Origin of the sequence: Azohydromonas lata NBRC 102462, from assembly GCF_001571085.1 — a bacterium.
In the GTDB taxonomy this organism is placed as follows: Bacteria; Pseudomonadota; Gammaproteobacteria; order Burkholderiales; family Burkholderiaceae_C; genus Azohydromonas; species Azohydromonas lata.
On the sequence record NZ_BCTC01000063.1, the window covers coordinates 21,662 to 37,545 of the forward strand.

At 70.9% G+C, this 15,884-nt stretch carries 13 protein-coding genes; 8 read left to right on the plus strand and 5 right to left on the minus strand.

All coding sequences use genetic code 11. The features are described from left to right. Positions 1-173: 173 nt before the first annotated feature. The 5 genes from ALA01S_RS20025 to ALA01S_RS20045 form a co-directional block, all read right to left on the minus strand. Positions 174-812 carry a response regulator gene (locus ALA01S_RS20025; protein ID WP_066340070.1) on the minus strand — a complete coding sequence of 213 codons (639 nt, stop codon included), beginning with the start codon at positions 810-812 and terminating at the stop codon, positions 174-176. Then, positions 809-2,194 (minus strand): cache domain-containing protein, encoded by a 1,386-nt coding sequence (locus ALA01S_RS20030; protein ID WP_066340071.1) that lies wholly within the window; start codon positions 2,192-2,194, stop codon positions 809-811. Before ALA01S_RS20030 ends, ALA01S_RS20025 begins: the two co-directional genes overlap by 4 nt. 103 nt (positions 2,195-2,297) lie before the next feature. After that, positions 2,298-3,965 carry a PhoH family protein gene (locus ALA01S_RS20035; protein WP_066340072.1) on the minus strand — a complete coding sequence of 556 codons (1,668 nt, stop codon included), beginning with the start codon at positions 3,963-3,965 and terminating at the stop codon, positions 2,298-2,300. 316 nt (positions 3,966-4,281) lie between these two features. Continuing rightward, complete coding sequence (locus ALA01S_RS20040) at positions 4,282-4,758, minus strand: peroxiredoxin (RefSeq protein WP_066340074.1); 477 nt, start codon at positions 4,756-4,758, stop codon at positions 4,282-4,284. Positions 4,759-5,062: 304 nt separating this feature from the next. Beyond that, entirely contained in the window at positions 5,063-5,440 is a 378-nt protein-coding gene (locus tag ALA01S_RS20045) for an Mth938-like domain-containing protein (RefSeq protein WP_066340077.1), read from the minus strand. Between the two features lie 59 nt (positions 5,441-5,499). Between ALA01S_RS20045 and ALA01S_RS20050 the strand changes: the two genes are divergently transcribed. The 8 genes from ALA01S_RS20050 to ALA01S_RS20085 form a co-directional block, all read left to right on the plus strand. Then, positions 5,500-6,726: a pyridoxal phosphate-dependent aminotransferase gene (locus ALA01S_RS20050; protein ID WP_066340080.1), complete on the plus strand. Its 1,227-nt coding sequence runs from the start codon at positions 5,500-5,502 to the stop codon at positions 6,724-6,726. Positions 6,727-6,742: 16 nt separating this feature from the next. Beyond that, positions 6,743-8,053, plus strand: a complete 1,311-nt coding sequence (locus tag ALA01S_RS20055; RefSeq protein ID WP_066340083.1) for a homoserine dehydrogenase — start codon at positions 6,743-6,745, stop codon at positions 8,051-8,053. 119 nt (positions 8,054-8,172) lie between these two features. Beyond that, positions 8,173-9,588 (plus strand): threonine synthase, encoded by a 1,416-nt coding sequence (gene thrC / locus ALA01S_RS20060; RefSeq protein WP_066340086.1) that lies wholly within the window; start codon positions 8,173-8,175, stop codon positions 9,586-9,588. Between the two features lie 16 nt (positions 9,589-9,604). Further along, positions 9,605-10,138 (plus strand): molybdopterin-guanine dinucleotide biosynthesis protein B, encoded by a 534-nt coding sequence (mobB, locus tag ALA01S_RS20065; protein WP_066340090.1) that lies wholly within the window; start codon positions 9,605-9,607, stop codon positions 10,136-10,138. Beyond that, positions 10,131-11,387 carry a molybdopterin molybdotransferase MoeA gene (locus ALA01S_RS20070; RefSeq protein WP_066340094.1) on the plus strand — a complete coding sequence of 419 codons (1,257 nt, stop codon included), beginning with the start codon at positions 10,131-10,133 and terminating at the stop codon, positions 11,385-11,387. The genes mobB and ALA01S_RS20070 overlap by 8 nt, the downstream gene beginning before the upstream one ends. Before the next feature lie 8 nt (positions 11,388-11,395). Beyond that, positions 11,396-11,650 carry a MoaD/ThiS family protein gene (locus tag ALA01S_RS20075; RefSeq protein WP_066340104.1) on the plus strand — a complete coding sequence of 85 codons (255 nt, stop codon included), beginning with the start codon at positions 11,396-11,398 and terminating at the stop codon, positions 11,648-11,650. 166 nt (positions 11,651-11,816) lie between these two features. After that, complete coding sequence (locus tag ALA01S_RS20080) at positions 11,817-13,853, plus strand: hypothetical protein (protein WP_066340096.1); 2,037 nt, start codon at positions 11,817-11,819, stop codon at positions 13,851-13,853. Positions 13,854-14,303: 450 nt separating this feature from the next. After that, positions 14,304-15,884: hypothetical protein (locus ALA01S_RS20085; RefSeq protein ID WP_066340097.1), on the plus strand; the 1,581-nt coding region annotated here is incomplete at its 3' end.

Below are 15,884 nucleotides of genomic sequence, written 5' to 3' on the forward strand. Positions count from 1 at the left end.
GCGCTTCAGCCGGGCAAGCAGCCGGCCCCTGCGCGATGGGTGTTGGACAGGGGCGTCATGGTCGGCGCTGGAGGCAACGCAAACATCCGTCGCGGCTACGGGGGCGCTTGCGTGGCGCCACCTAGGGGTCAACCCCAGGTTTGAAGGTGCGGGCGCTGGAGCGGCAGCAGGCGTCAGGGGTTGCGCGCGTGTTCGAGCGCGTAGCGCATGAGCTCGGCCGGGCTGTCCAGCTCCAGCTTGCGCTTGATGTTCTGGCGGTGCGTCTCCACGGTGCGCACCGACAGGTCCAGCGCCCGCGCGATCTGCTTGCTGCTCTCGCCGCGGGCCAGGGCGCTCAGGATCTCGCTCTCGCGCGGCGTCAGGATGGGCTTGGGTGCCTGCGCGCGGAACATGCGCCGCGTCACGCCCGGGCTCAGGAAGGTGCCGCCGGCGCGTATGGCCTCTATGGCGGCCAGCAGCTCGTCGCCGGAGGCGTCCTTGAGCACGTAGCCGCGCGCGCCGGCCTGCAGCGCGCGCTGCACGTACTCGGGGTTGTCGTACATGCTGAACATCAGCACGGCCAGGCCCGGGCGGCGCTGCAGCATCTGCGCCGCCAGCTCGATGCCGTTGGTGCTGCTGCCCTTGAGGCCCACGTCCATGAGCACGAGGTCGGGCTGGTCGCGCAGCAGCGCCTGCATGGCCGACTCCGGCGCGCCGGCCTCGGCCGTGACCACGTAGCCGTCGGCCTGCAGCCGCGCGCGCAGGCCGTCGCGCACCAGCGGGTGGTCGTCGACGAGCAGGATGCGAAGCGGGGAGGTACTGCCGGCGGTCATGGCGCGGGATTGTCGCGCGCCAGCCGCGCGAGCTGCGCGGCGGCAATGACGGCCTCGATCTGTGTGCCGTGGCCGGGGCGGCTTTGCACCTCCAGCAGCCCGCCAATGGAGACGAGGCGCTCGCGCATGTTGCGCAGGCCGATGCCGGGGCCGGAGGCGTCCTGCGCGGCCTCGGCGTCGAAGCCGCGGCCGTCGTCGAGCACGCGCATGGCCACGCCGCCGGCCTCGGGGAACTCCAGCGCCAGCGCCAGGTGTTGCGCCTGCGCGTGCTTGGCCACGTTGGTCAGCGCCTCCTGCGCCACGCGGAACAGCACGGTGTTGACGACTTCCGGCAGCGGCTTGGGACTCCCCTGCACGGTGGCGCCGGCCTGCACGGCGCCGCTTTCGGCGAACTCCTGCGCCAGGTGGGCCAGCGCGGCGGGCAGCCCCAGGGTGTCCAGCAGCGCGGGGCGCAGCCGGTGCGAGATGCGGCGCACCTCGTTGAGGCTGTCGCCCAGGCGCTGCGCGGCCTGGCGCAGCACCTCGGCGCGGCCGTCGCGCTGGGCCGACTCCACCAGCAGCTTGATGGCGACCAGGTGCTGGCTCAGCCCGTCGTGCAGCTCGCGCGCGAGGTGGGCGCGCTCGTCCTCCTGCAGCCGCACCACCTGGTGGGCGAGGGCGCGCAGCTTGTGCTCGGCCGCGCGCTGCTCGCTCAAGTTCAAGGCCAGCCCGCTGGCGCTGATGAGCAGCAGCGCCACCAGCGCGATGCCGCCCATGAGCCATAGCGTGCGCGCCACGTTGCTGCGCGACTCCTGCTCCAGCTGGCCCAGCGCGGCCTGTATGCCGTCCAGGTACAGGCCCGTGCCCAGCATCCAGTTCCACTGCGGCAGCGCCACCACGTAGCCCAGCTTGGGCGCCATGCGCTCGCTGGAGGGCTGTCGCCACAGGTATTCGACGTAGCCGCCGCCGGCCTTGGCCTGCGCGATGAGGCGCTGGATGGTGGGCGAGCCGTTGGGGTCGCGCAGCTCCCACAGGTTGCGGCCTATGAGCTCCGGCTGGCGCGAGTGCATGAGCACGCGGCCTTCGAGGTCGTAGACGAAGAAGTAGCCGTCGGCGCCGTAGTCCAGTTGCGCGAGCTGCGAGAGGGCCTGCACGGCGGCGGCGCGGCGGCTGGCTTCGTCCTGCTGCGCCGAGCGTTCGTAGAGCGGGCGCACGTTGCTCATGGCCAGCTCCACGTAGTGGCGCAGCTCGTCGCGGCGCGCGTCCATGTAGGCACGTTGCACGGCGGCGCGCTCACGCGCGAGCAGCTCCTTTTCCTGGTGCACCACGGCCCAAGCGATCAGGCACAGCGCCGCCACCAGCGGCAGCAGCGCCAGCAGCAGGATTTTCAGACGCAGCTTCATAGGCGGGCCGCACTGTAGCGGCGGCGCGGGGCGAGTCGTTGCGGCAACGAAAAAGGGCTGCTTGCGCAGCCCCTTTGGGCGGTAGGCGTGAACCCGGCCGGCGTTACAGCACTTCGGAAGCGAAGTCCGCCAGGCGGGAGCGCTCGCCGCGGGCGAGCATGACGTGCCCCGAGTGCGGCCAGCCCTTGAAGCGGTCCACTGCGTAGGTGAGGCCGGAGCTGCCTTCGGTGAGGTAGGGCGTGTCGATCTGCGCCAGGTTGCCCAGGCAGACGATCTTGGTGCCCGGGCCCGCGCGGGTGATGAGCGTCTTCATCTGCTTGGGCGTGAGGTTCTGGGCCTCGTCGATGATCACGAACTTGTTGAGGAAGGTGCGCCCGCGCATGAAGTTCAGGCTCTTGATGCGGATCTTGCTGCGCACCAGCTCGTTGGTGGCGGCGCGGCCCCACTCGCCGGCGCTGGAGTCGCTGCGGGCCAGCACCTCCAGGTTGTCGTCCAGCGCGCCCATCCACGGGCCCATCTTCTCTTCCTCGGTACCGGGCAGGAAGCCGATGTCCTCGCCCACGGGCACGGTCACGCGGGTGACGATGATCTCGCTGTAGCGGCGGTCGTCGAGCACCTGGGAGAGGCCCGCGGCCAGCGTCATCAGCGTCTTGCCCGTGCCGGCCGTGCCGGTGAGGGTGAGGAAGTCGCACTCCGGGTCCATGAGCAGGTTCAGCGCGAAGTTCTGCTCGCGGTTGCGGGCGGTGACGCCCCACACGGCGTTCTTCTGGTGCGTGTACTCCTTGAGCGTCTTGAGCACGGCGTTCTTGCCGGTGATCTCGGCCACGCGGGCGTACAGCGGCGCGGCGCCGGGCGTCTCCAGGTACACGAACTGGTTGACCAGCAGCGCGGGCACCAGCGGGCCGCTGATGCGGTAGTAGGTGTGGCCGCCTTGCTGCCAGCTCTCCATGGTCTTGCCATGGCGCTCCCAGAAGTCCGCGGGCAGCTGCAGCACGCCGGTGTAGAGCAGGTCTACGTCGTCGAGCGTCTTGTCGTTGAAATAGTCCTCGGCGGCCAGGCCCAGCGCGCGGGCCTTGATGCGCATGTTGATGTCCTTGGACACCAGCACCACTTCACGGCCCTGCTGTTGCTCGCGCAGCGACTGCACCACGCCCAGGATCTGGTTGTCGGCCTTGCCCTGGGGCAGCCCCTGGGGCAGCTTGGTCTCCAGCAGCTGGGTCTGGAAGAAGAGCTTCCCAAGCGCTTCCTTGTGGCCGGTCTTGGCCAGCGCGATGCCCTCGGCCGGGTCGAGCTTGGCGGCGTCGGGGCCGCCGGCCAGGGCGTCGAGGTCGCGGCTGACCTGGCGCACGTTGCGCGAGACCTCGCTCATGCCCTTCTTGTGGCCGTCGAGCTCCTCGAGCGTGATCATCGGCAGGTAGATGTCGTGCTCGTCGAAGCGGAACAGGCTCATCGGGTCGTGCATGAGCACGTTGGTGTCGAGCACGAAGAGCTTGGCCGGCCCGGTGCTGCGCGGCTTGCGCGGGCGCGGGGCGGCCCTGGTGTTGGGCGAGGCGGGCATCGCGCTGGGCGCGGCCGCGGCGGGCGGGGTGACTTCCAGGGGAGGAGCCGCGGCCTCGGCGGCGTCGTTGCGCAGGTCCAGCAGTGCCGGCTCGGCCTCCGCGGCAGCAGCCCGTTTCAACCCGCGTTTGCCGCCTTTGGGGGCAGCCTGCGACTCGAAGTCGGCAGTCGTGAGTTGGGCAGCTTTGCGTGCAGGCGGCTTGGGAAGGGGCATGAAGGTCCTCTGAAGAAGGCGTTTGCAAAGGCCAGAAACGCCGAAGCCGCACAGTCGCCAGGGACGGTGCGGCTTCGGTTCGATGCGCGCTGAGGCTTCAGGAGCATGCAGCCATCATAGCCCGCTTGAAAGAGGGGGTAAGAGCTGCTGCAACAAGGCCAAAGCGCCATGACGCATTTCTAGCAGCTTGCATGCCCAGCACGGCATGGAAAATCACGGAGCGGGGTTGTCATGAGCACGTAAAAAAAGCCGGCGCTGGGCCGGCTCTTCGTGTGTGGCGCACCGTACTGGTGCGCGGCGTAGACAGCGACGGCGATCAGGCCGTGGTCTTGAGCGCCTTGACGGCCTTGAGCACTTCGTCCACATGGCCGGCGACCTTGATGCCGCGCCACTCGGCACGCAGCACGCCGCCGGCGTCGATCAGGAACGTGCTGCGCTCGATGCCCTTGACCTTCTTGCCGTACATGATCTTGTTCTTGACCACGCCGAACATGTGGCAGAGCTTTTCTTCGGTGTCGGCGATCAGGTCGAATGGCAGTTCCAGCGTCTGGCGGAACTTATCGTGCGAGGCCATGTTGTCGCGCGAGACGCCAAAGACGACTGCGCCGGACTTCACGAATTCCTTGTGTTGATCACGGAACTGCAGTGCCTCGGTGGTACAACCCGGGGTATTGTCCTTGGGATAGAAATACAGCACCACGATCTGCCCCGCAAAGGCGGCGGGCGTGAATTTGATGCCGCTCGTGGCGAGCGCTTCGAATTCAGGAAGGGGTTTGTTCAGGGCAGGCGTCATGGAGGAGTGTTTCTCTTCTCGCTATGGGGCCGGGCGGCAGCGCCGGAGCAACTATTTATTATAGCCCGTCACGGGTAGGGCTTGCCCGTGTCCGGAATTGGCCTGAACCGGTTTCCCGGCAGGTATTGACGCCGCAGCGGCGTTTCATCACGAAACACCCGCCGCCGGCTTTCCCAAGCTGAGGGCGGCGCGCGGTAATGCAAGCCCCCACCGCGCACGGTGCGGGCTTCTTTTCAGGATTGCCGACGGCGGCCGGCTCGGCACGCTGCCGCGTGCAGCCGCTTTCAGCCGCCCTCAGTCAGGTTCAGCCGCGCTCCAGCAGCAGCGCCGCGGCGACGATGCGCCCCTCGCTGGCCAGCACGTTGTAGGTGCGGCAGGCCGCGGCCGTGTCCATGGTCTCCACGCCTATGCCGGCCGTGATGAGCGAACGCAGCAGGGCCGGCTTGACAAAACGCAGGCGCGGGCCCGAGCCGAAAATCACGAGCTCCGGACGCAGTTGCAGCAGTTGGGCAAAGTGCTCCTCGGTCAGGGCTTCAAAGCGCTCCACGGGCCAAGGCTGAACCTCGCCGCGCACGGGCACCAGAACGCTTTGCCCCCATTCGGTGGTGTTGACCCACAAGCGCTGGGGCTCGTGGCGGGAAATGGCATTGACGCCTTCGAGTCGATCGGGCTGGAACTTCACGTGGATAATTCTAGTTTTCGCGCGCGCCGGAGTGGCGTGCGTTTCGCCGGAGACCCTTCTTGAAGCCGATTTCCAAGTCCAGCAAGCTTGCCGACGTCTGTTACGACATCCGTGGCCCCGTGCTGGAAAAGGCCCGCCAGATGGAAGAGGAGGGCCAGAAGATCATCAAGCTCAACATCGGCAACCTCGCCGTGTTCGGCTTCGACCCTCCGGACGAAATCGTCCAGGACATGATCCGCAACCTGTCCGCCGCCGCCGGCTACACCGACAGCAAGGGCCTCTTCGCGCCGCGCAAGGCGGTCGTGCACTACACGCAGGAGAAGCAGATCCCCGGCGTGTCCGTGGACGACGTCTACCTGGGCAACGGCGCCTCCGAGCTCATCGTGATGGCGCTCAACGCGCTGCTGGACACGGGCGACGAGGTGCTGGTGCCCGCACCCGACTACCCGCTGTGGACCGCGGCCGTGTCGCTTTCCGGCGGCCGCCCCGTGCACTACGTCTGCGACGAGCAGGCCGACTGGACGCCCGACCTCGCCGACATCCGCAGCAAGATCACCGCCAACACCAAGGCCATCGTCGTCATCAACCCCAACAACCCGACGGGCGCGCTGTACCCGCCGGAGCTGCTGCGCGAGATCCTGGAGATCGCCCGCCAGCACCAGTTGATCGTGTTCGCCGACGAGATCTACGACAAGACGCTCTACGACGGCGCCACGCACACCTCCATCGCCTCGCTGGCCGAGGACGTGCTCTGCGTGACCTTCAACGGCCTGTCCAAGAACTACCGCTCCTGCGGCTACCGCGCCGGCTGGATGGTGGTGTCGGGCCCCAAGAAGCACGCCCGCGACTACATCGAAGGCCTGAACATGCTGGCCTCCATGCGGCTGTGCGCCAACACGCCGGGCCAGCTCGCCATTCAAACGGCCCTGGGCGGCTACCAGAGCATCAAGGACCTGGTGGCCCCGGGCGGGCGCCTGGCGCGCCAGCGCGACCTGGCCACCGAGCTGCTCAACCAGATTCCGGGCGTGAGCGTGGTCAAGCCGAAAGCGGCGCTGTACATGTTCCCGCGCCTGGACCCCAAGATCTACCCCATCGCCGACGACCAGCAGTTCGCCTACGAGCTGCTGGCCGAGGAGAAGGTGCTCATCGTCCAGGGCACCGGCTTCAATTGGGCCACCCCCGACCACTTCCGCCTGGTCTTCCTGCCCAATTCCGACGATCTCGCCGACGCCATTGGGCGCATCGCGCGCTTCCTCGACCACTACCGCAAACGTCACTCGTTCTGACTGAAACCCCCCTCCTATGAAACCCATACAGGTCGGCCTGCTCGGCATTGGCACCGTCGGTGGCGGCACGTTCAACGTGCTCACGCGCAACCAGGAAGAAATCCGCCGCCGCGCGGGTCGCGGCATTGAAATCGCCATGGTGGCCGATCTCGACGTCGAGCGCGCCCGCGCCGTCGTGGGCGAGCACGCCAAGGTCGTCGCCGACGCCCGCGAAGTCATCGCCAATCCCGACATCGACATCGTGGTCGAGCTCATAGGCGGCTACGGCGTGGCCAAGGCGCTGGTGATGGACGCCATCGCCGCCGGCAAGCACGTGGTCACCGCCAACAAGGCGCTGCTGGCCGTGCACGGCACGGAAATCTTCGAAGCCGCCCGCGCCCGCGGCGTGATGGTCGCCTTCGAGGCCGCCGTGGCCGGCGGCATTCCCATCATCAAGGCGCTGCGCGAAGGCCTCACCGCCAACCGCATCGAGTGGATCGCCGGCATCATCAACGGCACCACGAACTTCATCCTCTCGGAGATGCGCTCCAAGGGGCTGGACTTCGAGGTGGTGCTCAAGGAAGCCCAGCGCCTGGGCTACGCCGAAGCCGACCCGACCTTCGACATCGAGGGCGTGGACGCCGCGCACAAGGCCACCATCATGGCGGCCATCGCCTTCGGCGTGCCCGTGCAGTTCGACAAGGCCCATGTGGAAGGCATCACCAAGCTGCAGGCCGCGGACATCCGCTACGCCGAGCAGCTCGGCTACCGCATCAAGCTGCTGGGCATCGCGCGCCGCCAGGAAAGCGGCATCGAGTTGCGCGTGCACCCGACGCTGATCCCGGCCAAGCGCCTGATCGCCAACGTCGAAGGCGCCATGAACGCCGTGGTGGTGCAGGGCGACGCCGTGGGCACGACGCTGTACTACGGCAAGGGCGCCGGTGCCGAGCCCACGGCCAGCGCCGTGATCGCCGACCTGGTGGACGTCACCCGCCTGCACACCGCCGACCCCGGCAACCGCGTGCCGCACCTGGCCTTCCAGCCCGAGGCGCTGTCGGACATGCCCATCCTGCCCATCGACCAGGTGCGCACCGCCTTCTACCTGCGGCTGCAGGTGGCCGACGAGGCCGGCGTGCTCTCGCGCGTCACCGGCATCCTGGCCGAGCACGGCATCAGCATCGACGCGCTGCTGCAGCGCGAGTCGGCCGAGGGCGAGAAGAACACCGACGTCATCATCCTCACGCACGACACCATCGAAGGCTCCATGCGCAAGGCCATCGCCCAGATGCAGGCGCTGCCCACGGTGCTGGCGCCCATCGTCAGCCTGCGCAAGGAAGAGCTGGCCTGACGCGCTGGCCGGACCATGGCCTGAGGCCAGGGCTGCGCGCCGCACCGGTTGCGCGCGCAGCCTTCGTGACTTGAACCGCACGCCGGGGCTTCAAGCGGCCGCCGGCGGGAGACTCCCGCATGAAGTACCTCAGCACCCGCGGCGACGCCACGCCCCGCGGCTTCTCCGAGATCCTGCTCGAAGGCTTGGCGCCGGACGGCGGCCTGTACCTGCCGACCCAATACCCCAAGGTCGACGCCGGCACGCTCGCGCGCTGGCGCGGCCTGGCCTACGCGGACCTGGCGTTCGAGATCCTGTCGCTCTACATAGCCGACATCCCCGCCGACGACCTGCGCAGCCTCGTGCGCAAGACCTACACCGAGGAAGTCTTCGGCACCAGGGAAATCGTCCCCCTGAAACCCCTGGAGCCCGGCCTGGTGCTGGAGGCGCTGTCCAACGGCCCAACGCTGGCCTTCAAGGACATGGCCATGCAGCTCCTGGGCAACCTCTTCGAGTACGAGCTCGCCCGCCGCGGCCAGGAGCTCAACATCCTGGGCGCCACGTCGGGCGACACCGGCAGCGCCGCCGAGCACGCCATGCGCGGCAAGAAGGGCGTGCGCGTCTTCATGCTCAGCCCGCACGGCCGCATGAGCCCCTTCCAGCAGGCGCAGATGTTCAGCCTGCAGGACGACAACATCCACAACATCGCCATCGAAGGCGTGTTCGACGACTGCCAGGACATCGTCAAGGCCGTCAGCAACGACCTGGAGTTCAAGCGCCACTGGCGCATCGGCACCGTCAACTCCATCAACTGGGCCCGCCTGCTGGCCCAGGTGGTGTACTACTTCGCCGGCTACTTCCAGGCCACCCAGAGCAACGACGAGCGCGTGAGCTTCACCGTGCCGTCGGGCAACTTCGGCAACATCTGCGCCGGCCACGTCGCCCGCATGATGGGCCTGCCCATCGCCCAGCTCGTGTGCGCCACCAACGAGAACGACGTGCTCGACGAGTTCTTCCGCACCGGCACCTACCGCGTGCGCAAGGGCGCCGAGACGCACGAGACGTCCAGCCCCTCCATGGACATCTCCAAGGCCAGCAACTTCGAACGTTTCATCTTTGACCTGCTAGGCCGCGACGCCGCCCGCACGCAGCAGCTGTTCAAGGATGACGTGGACAGCAAGGGCTATTTCACGCTCACGCCTGAAGAGTTCGCCCGCGTCGCCGAGTTCGGCTTCGTCTCCGGCCGCAGCACGCATGCCGACCGTGTCGCCACCATCCGCGACACGTTCGAGCGCTGCGGCGTGATGATCGACACCCACACCGCCGACGGCGTCAAGGTCGCCCGCGAGCGGCTGCAAAGCGGCACGCCCATGATCGTGCTGGAGACGGCGCTGCCGGTGAAGTTCGCCGCCACCATCGTCGAGGCGCTGGGCCGCGAGCCCGAGCGTCCCGCCGCGCACGTGGGCATCGAAGCCTTGCCCAAGCGCTTCATGGTGCTGCCGGCCGACGCCGAGAAGGTCAAGGCCGTCATCGAGCTTGAGTGCGCGGTCGACTGAGCCGCGCGCCGCAGTGATGAAAGTCGTGGGCTTCGCCGGCCCTTCCGGCGTGGGCAAGACCACGCTGCTGGAGGGCGTCATCGCCGCGCTGCGCGCGGCCGGCTGCAGCGTGTCGGTGATCAAGCACACCCACAAGCGCTTCGACATCGACCAGCCCGGCAAGGACAGCTGGCGCCACCGCCAGGCCGGTGCCGGCGAGGTGCTGCTGGCCTCCAGCCACCGCCTGGCCCTGCTGCGCGAGCACCCCATGGACCACGAGCCGCAAATCGGCGAGCTGATCGCCGAAATGCGGCCCGTGGACTGGCTGCTCGTCGAGGGTTTCAAGCATGCCGCGCTGCCCAAGGTGGAAATCTGGCGCGCCGCGCTGGGCCAGGAGCCGCTGTACCCGGCGGATGCGCACGTGGTGGCCATCGCCACCGACACGCCGGATGCGCTGCCCGCGCCCCCCGGCGCGTTGCCGCTGCTGGACCTGAACAGCCCCCGGGCCGTGGCCGAATACCTGCTCGCCCAAGGCGAGCGTTTTAACTATGCAGGAGACACGCATGGCTGAACGGCCTCCGCTGCTGAGCCTGGATGAAGCCCAGGCGCGACTGGTGCAAGGCGCGCTCTTGCAAGCCCTTCGCGAGACGGAAGAGCTCGCCACCTTCGACGCCCTGGGCCGCGTGCTGGCGCAGGACGTGATCTCGCCCCTGGACGTCCCGCCCGCCGACAACAGCTCCATGGACGGTTTCACATTGCGTGCCGCCGACGTGGTGCCCGGGCAGCCCATGCCCGTGTCGCAGCGGATTCCTGCGGGCCATGTTGGTCAGCCTTTGCAGTCCGGCACAGCAGCCCGCATCTTCACTGGCGCGCAACTTCCCGCCGGTGCCGACGCTGTGGTGATGCAGGAGGATTGCACTGTCGAAGACGGCATGGTTCGCATCAACGTCGAGGTCAGCGCCGGCCAATGGGTGCGCCCGCGCGGCGAGGACGTGCGCACCGGCGCCGTTGTCCTGCCCAAGGGCACGCGCCTCACGCCGCAGGCCCTGGGCCTGGCCGCCACCGTGGGTGCCGCGCGGCTGACCGTGCTGCGCCGCCCGCGCGTGGCGCTGCTGTCCACCGGGGACGAGCTGGTCATGCCCGGCGAAGTCGCCCCGCAGGACTTACCGGCCGGCGCCATCTACAACTCCAACCGCTTCACGCTGCGCGGCCTGCTGCAGGCCGTGGGCTGCGAGGTGGCGGACTTCGGCATCGTCCCCGACAAGCTCGACGCCACGCGCGAGACGGTGCGGCGCGCCGCCGCCGGCAACGACCTCATCATCACCACCGGCGGCGTGTCCGTCGGCGAGGAAGACCACGTGAAACCCGCCGTCGCATCGCTGGGCCGGCTGGACATGTGGTCCATAGGCACCAAGCCCGGCAAGCCGCTGGCTTTCGGTGCGGTGAAGCGCGAAGGCGAGGGCGCGGGCGAGGCCCTTTTCATCGGCCTGCCCGGCAACCCCGTCTCCACCTACATCACCTTCTTCCTGGCCGTGCGCTCGGTGCTGTGCGCGCTGCAGGGCCTGCCCACGGCCTTCCCGCGCGGCCTCACGCTGCCGGCCGGGTTCGACCTGCCCAAGCCGGACCGGCACCGCCGCGAGTTCATGCGCGTGCGCGTGGGCGCCGACGGCGCGCTGGAGCTGTTCCCCAACCAAAGCTCCGGCGTGCTGACCTCGGCCGTGTGGGCCGATGGGCTGGTGGACAACCCGCCCGGCAACGCCATACGCCGCGGCGACCTCGTGCGTTACCTGCCGCTGTCCGAACTGCTGTCCTGCTCGTGAACGTGTCCATGAACGTCCAAGTCCGCTACTTCGCCTCGCTGCGCGAGACCCTGGGCTCCGGTGAAACCGTGGCCGACCTGCCGCCGGGCAGCACCCTGGCCACGCTGCGCGACGCCTTGATCGCCCGCGGCGGCGCCCACGCCACGGCGCTGGCGCGCAGCCGCAGCGTGCGCTGCGCGCTGGACCAGAAGATGAGCGAGGAAACGGCCGCGCTGCGCGACGGCGCCGAAGTGGCCTTCTTCCCGCCCGTGACGGGGGGCTGAAGCCGGGGGGCGGCCCCAGGGCGAGCGCATCGCCTCGCGGGCCGCTGAACGCCGAATGGGCCCTGTGGCGCAGGGCAAGCGGGACTCTCCCGCGCTGTTGTAAACGCCGCCACGGCCGACACGACTTGCAACCGGACGGGCGCGCGCCGGGGCAGATAGTGCGGCCATGAAGTTGCATGACCCCACCACGCCGCCGCCGGGTGGTGCCGCCCGCGCGGTGGGCTCCCCGCTGGCCGGTTGCAGCATCGAAGCCGTACTGCACGCCGGGCCCGTCTTCACGCTGTACCGCGCCGTGCAAGCCTCCGGGCGCGAGCGCGTCGTCATCAAGGAATACTGTCCCCAGTCGCTGTGCGAGCGCGGCCCTCACGGCGCGCCGCTCTTGCGCGACCCGGACGACGCCGGCGCCTTCGCCGCGTTCGAAACCGGCCGCGCCGCCTTCGTGGACGAGCTGCACATGCTGCAGCCGTTGCGGCTGCCAGGGCTGGTCCAGGTGCGCGGCATCCTGGAGACCGAAGGCAGCCTGTGCGCCGTGCTGCCGCTGCTGCCCGGCGTGACGCTGGCGGAGGTGCCGCTGCCGCCGTCCGACGCCGCGCTGCACGCGCTGCTGCTGTCGCTGCTGGAGCCGCTGGCGCAGTTGCATGCCGCGGGCCTGGTGCATGGCGCGTTGCATGCGCGACAACTGTTGTGGGCCTCCGGCCACATGCCGGTGTTGCTGGGTTTCAGCATGGCCGCGCAGGCGCTTGGGCTGCCGCCGCCGCAGGACGTTGGGCGGCCGCCTGAGCTGGACCCGCGCAGCGCCCATTTGCCCCGCGGCGCCTGGACCGACGTGTACGCCCTGGCCGCCCTGGTGATGGGCTGCCTCGCCGGCCGTCCCTGGACGCAACTGGACCCGGCCGACGCGGCGGACGGCGTGGCCGCGCGCCTGGAACAGGCCCTGGGCCCGGCCGCCGAGCCGCTGCAGCGCCGCGTGCTGGTCAAGGCTTTGTGCGCCGCGCTGGCCGCCGCGCCGGATGAGCGCCCGCCGCACGCGGGTGCGCTGCGCGAGCTGTTGGGCGGCAGCGCGCCGCTGTGGCAGGCCGGCCGTGAGCACGAGGACGAGCGGCGCACCGCCCCGCGCGGCGCCACCGGGGCGCCGGGGCAGGGTGGCGGCGCGTCCGCTGCGGCCGGTCCCCGCACCCGCTCCCAGCCGGAGGCGCCCTGGCCCGGCATTCACCATCCCGAGGCCGGCCGCGCCGACCCCGAGCCCCCGGGCCGCGCCGCGGGCGCGCCGCCGCCGCAGCGGCCCGCGCGCCTGCCCGGCCACGGCGGCGCTGCGGGCTGGGAGCGCAGCGTGCCCGCCTTCCGCCAGGGCGACGCCTTCGTGATGCTGGAAACCCCGCGCCAGCGCAACGACAGCCTGCGCATCCTGGCGCTGACGCTGGCGGTGGGCCTGGTTTGCGGTGCCATGGGCTGGTGGGTGCACGGCGTGTGGCAGGACGAAAGCGAGCGCCACCGCATCAACCAGTTGATTGCGCAGGCGGCCACCCGCGCCCCGGCCACGCCCGGCTGGAGCGCCGACGAGCCGTCCTCGCTGCCGGCGCTGGCACCGCCGGTCGAAGCCCCGGCACTGGCGGTGGAACCCCCGGCGCAGGCACCTTCTCAGGCGCCGCCGCAGGCAACGGCCCGCGCGGAGCCGTCCGCGGCGGAGCCGGTGCACGCGCCGCCGGCCGAGCCGACGGCGCCGGCTCCGGCTCAAGCAGACGGTGCGGGTCAACCGGCCGCCGTGGCCGAGGTCGAGCCCAAGGCGCAGGTGCTGCCCACGCCGGCGCTGCTGCCCAGGATGGACCTGTCGCCCGCCCCCCTGCCGTCGCGCGTGGAGCCCGCGTCGCGGGCGGATGCGGCCGCTTTGCCGCTGCCGGTGGCGCAGCCCGCGGTGGTGCAAGCGCCAGCCCCAAGCGCGCGGGCTGCTGCCGTGCCGCGCCCGGAGCGGGCCGCGGTGGCGCAGGCGCGCCCTGATCGTGCGGAGGCCAAGCCCGCGCCGCGGCCCGTGTCGGCGCGTGCGGACACGCCGCCCGCGCGTGCCGCCGCCTCGCCGCGCAACACCTGCGGCGCGTTGTCCAAGTACGCGCTGCTGCAGTGCATGCAGCGCCAGTGCGTGCAGCCCTCCCAGCGCAAACACCCGCAGTGCCAGCGGCTGCTCAACGACAACGTCCTGACCTCCTGAGCGATCAGTCCGGCTTGGCGACGTGTTTCAGCCCAGCCCGAGACCATCGTTCCTTTGGCAACAACCATTCCGAAAGCCGTCTCTTGCGCCGCCGAAGTGCAAGCGATGGCATCCGTTTGCATCCGCGGCGCCGCTTGACGGACAGCCGGTGAAGGCGGGTTTTCCCGTCACGCCGCGTTGTGCAATGGACCGGCGGCGCGCCTGAACCATCCGGACACGCCTTGCAACCCCCTGGGCATGGCAGGCGCGGCCATAGTGGGGGCATGACCCCCTCATTCAGTGACGCGTGGCCGTTGGCCGCGCGGGCGGTCGGTTCCGTGCTGGCGGGATGCCGCATCGAAGCCGTCCTGCACGTGGGCCCGGTCTTCACCGTCTACCGCGCCGGCGATGCGTTGGGCGGCGGCCGCTACGCCCTCAAGGAATACGCCCCCTCCAACCTCTGCGAGCGCGATGCCCAAGGCGCACCGCGCCTTCCTCTGCGAGCGCGATGCCCAAGGCGCACCGCGCCTTCGCGATGCCTCGGACGCCGCCGCGCGCACCGCTTTCGACGCCGGCCGCGCCGCCTGCCTGGAGGAATGGCGGCTGCTGGCCCGCTTGCGGCTGCCCGGCCTGGTGCCCGTGCTGCAGGCCAGCGAGGAGCAGGCCTGCCCCTGCGCCCTCATGCCGCTGCTGCCCGGCGTGCCGCTGTCACGGTGCGAGCCGCCGCGCGACGACGCGGCGCTGCGCGAGCTGTTCACCACGCTGCTGGAGCCGTTGTCCCAGGTGCACGCCGCCGGGCTGGTGCACGGCGGGCTGCATGGCGAGCAGCTGCTGTGGGCGCCCAACCAGCGGCCCGTGCTGCTGGGCTATGGATACGCGGCGCGCGCGCTGCGCCTGCCGCAGGCACTGGAGCAGGCCGCCCCGGAGCTGCGCCCCGAGGGCGCCCACCTGCCGCGCGGCCCCTGGACGGACCTGTACGCGCTGGCCGCCACGGTGCTGCACCACGCCACGGGCCGGCCGTGGGACGGCCCAACAGGCCCGGCCGACATCGCCGCCGCGCTCGATGCCGCACTGCCCACGCCCGCCGGGGCGCTGCGGCCGCGGCTGGTGCAGGCGCTGCACGACTGCCTGAGGCCGTCGCCCACCGGGCGCCCGGATGGCGCGCTGGCGCTGCGCGCGCTGTTGGGTGGCGGGCCTGGACCAGGGCCTGTGCAGGCCGCGGCGGGCCGTGCGCCGTCCGCAGGTTCGGCCGGCGTACCGCCGCCGCTGCGCGAGACGCCGGGGCCGCGCGTGGCCCCAGCGCCGGCCACCACCGCACCCGTCGCCAGGCCGCCCGCGGATGCGAAGTCGCCGGCCTTTGCCTTCATGTCGCCTGCGCAGGCCGCCGAAAACCTGGCGCAGGGCCGCCCTGGGGCGTTCCCGGCCGGTGAGCCTGCCCGTGACGGCGCGACGGGCCGCGCCGAGCCGGGCGCGGTGCCGGCGCCGCCCAGTGGCGTCGAGCCGGCGGGCCTGTCCGGCGCCTTGGCTCCGGCAGACGCCGGCCTGGGCCCGGACTTCACCGCCGATGCCGGCCTGCGCGCCGCGCATCCCGTGGGTGCGCCGCCGCGCTCCGAGCGTCCCAGCCCGCGCGTGCTGGCGGCTTGGTCCGCCTCGGCACTGGTGCTGGCCGCGGGCCTTGGCTTGGGCGCGTGGTGGGTGCAAGGCCTGTGGCAGGCCGAGCAGGAGCGCGAGCACTTGGGCCGGCTCATGGCCGAGGCGGCCGCGCAGGCGTCGGCTTCGGCGCCCGCAGGCGGGGCCGTACAACGACCGGGCACCGGCCTGGGCATGGCCGAGGACGGGCCGGGCCTGGAGGCGCCCCCCGGTGCGGGCCGTGGTCCGCAGGCGTTGGCCGGTGGCGTTGCCTCCACCACCGGCAGTGGCTTGCCGGCAGCGTCCAACGGTGCGACGGCGGGCGGCTGGCCGGCGGCGCCGGCAGCCCTGGGCCTGCCGCGCGGTGCGACGGGGCCGAGTGCGGCGGGTGCGACGGCGCTCTCCGCGCCGCGCTCGGCCGCC

Bases quoted from the DNA above. Each gene is read 5' to 3' on its own strand.
- ALA01S_RS20030 (WP_066340071.1), bottom strand. From the start codon at position 2,194: ATGAAGCTGCGTCTGAAAATCCTGCTGCTGGCGCTGCTGCCGCTGGTG.
- ALA01S_RS20035 (WP_066340072.1), bottom strand. From the start codon at position 3,965: ATGCCCCTTCCCAAGCCGCCTGCACGCAAAGCTGCCCAACTCACGACT.
- ALA01S_RS20040 (WP_066340074.1), bottom strand. From the start codon at position 4,758: ATGACGCCTGCCCTGAACAAACCCCTTCCTGAATTCGAAGCGCTCGCC.
- thrC (WP_066340086.1), top strand. From the start codon at position 8,173: ATGAAGTACCTCAGCACCCGCGGCGACGCCACGCCCCGCGGCTTCTCC.
- ALA01S_RS20080 (WP_066340096.1), top strand. From the start codon at position 11,817: ATGAAGTTGCATGACCCCACCACGCCGCCGCCGGGTGGTGCCGCCCGC.
- ALA01S_RS20075 (WP_066340104.1), top strand. From the start codon at position 11,396: ATGAACGTCCAAGTCCGCTACTTCGCCTCGCTGCGCGAGACCCTGGGC.
- ALA01S_RS20070 (WP_066340094.1), top strand. From the start codon at position 10,131: ATGGCTGAACGGCCTCCGCTGCTGAGCCTGGATGAAGCCCAGGCGCGA.
- ALA01S_RS20025 (WP_066340070.1), bottom strand. From the start codon at position 812: ATGACCGCCGGCAGTACCTCCCCGCTTCGCATCCTGCTCGTCGACGAC.
- mobB (WP_066340090.1), top strand. From the start codon at position 9,605: ATGAAAGTCGTGGGCTTCGCCGGCCCTTCCGGCGTGGGCAAGACCACG.
- ALA01S_RS20055 (WP_066340083.1), top strand. From the start codon at position 6,743: ATGAAACCCATACAGGTCGGCCTGCTCGGCATTGGCACCGTCGGTGGC.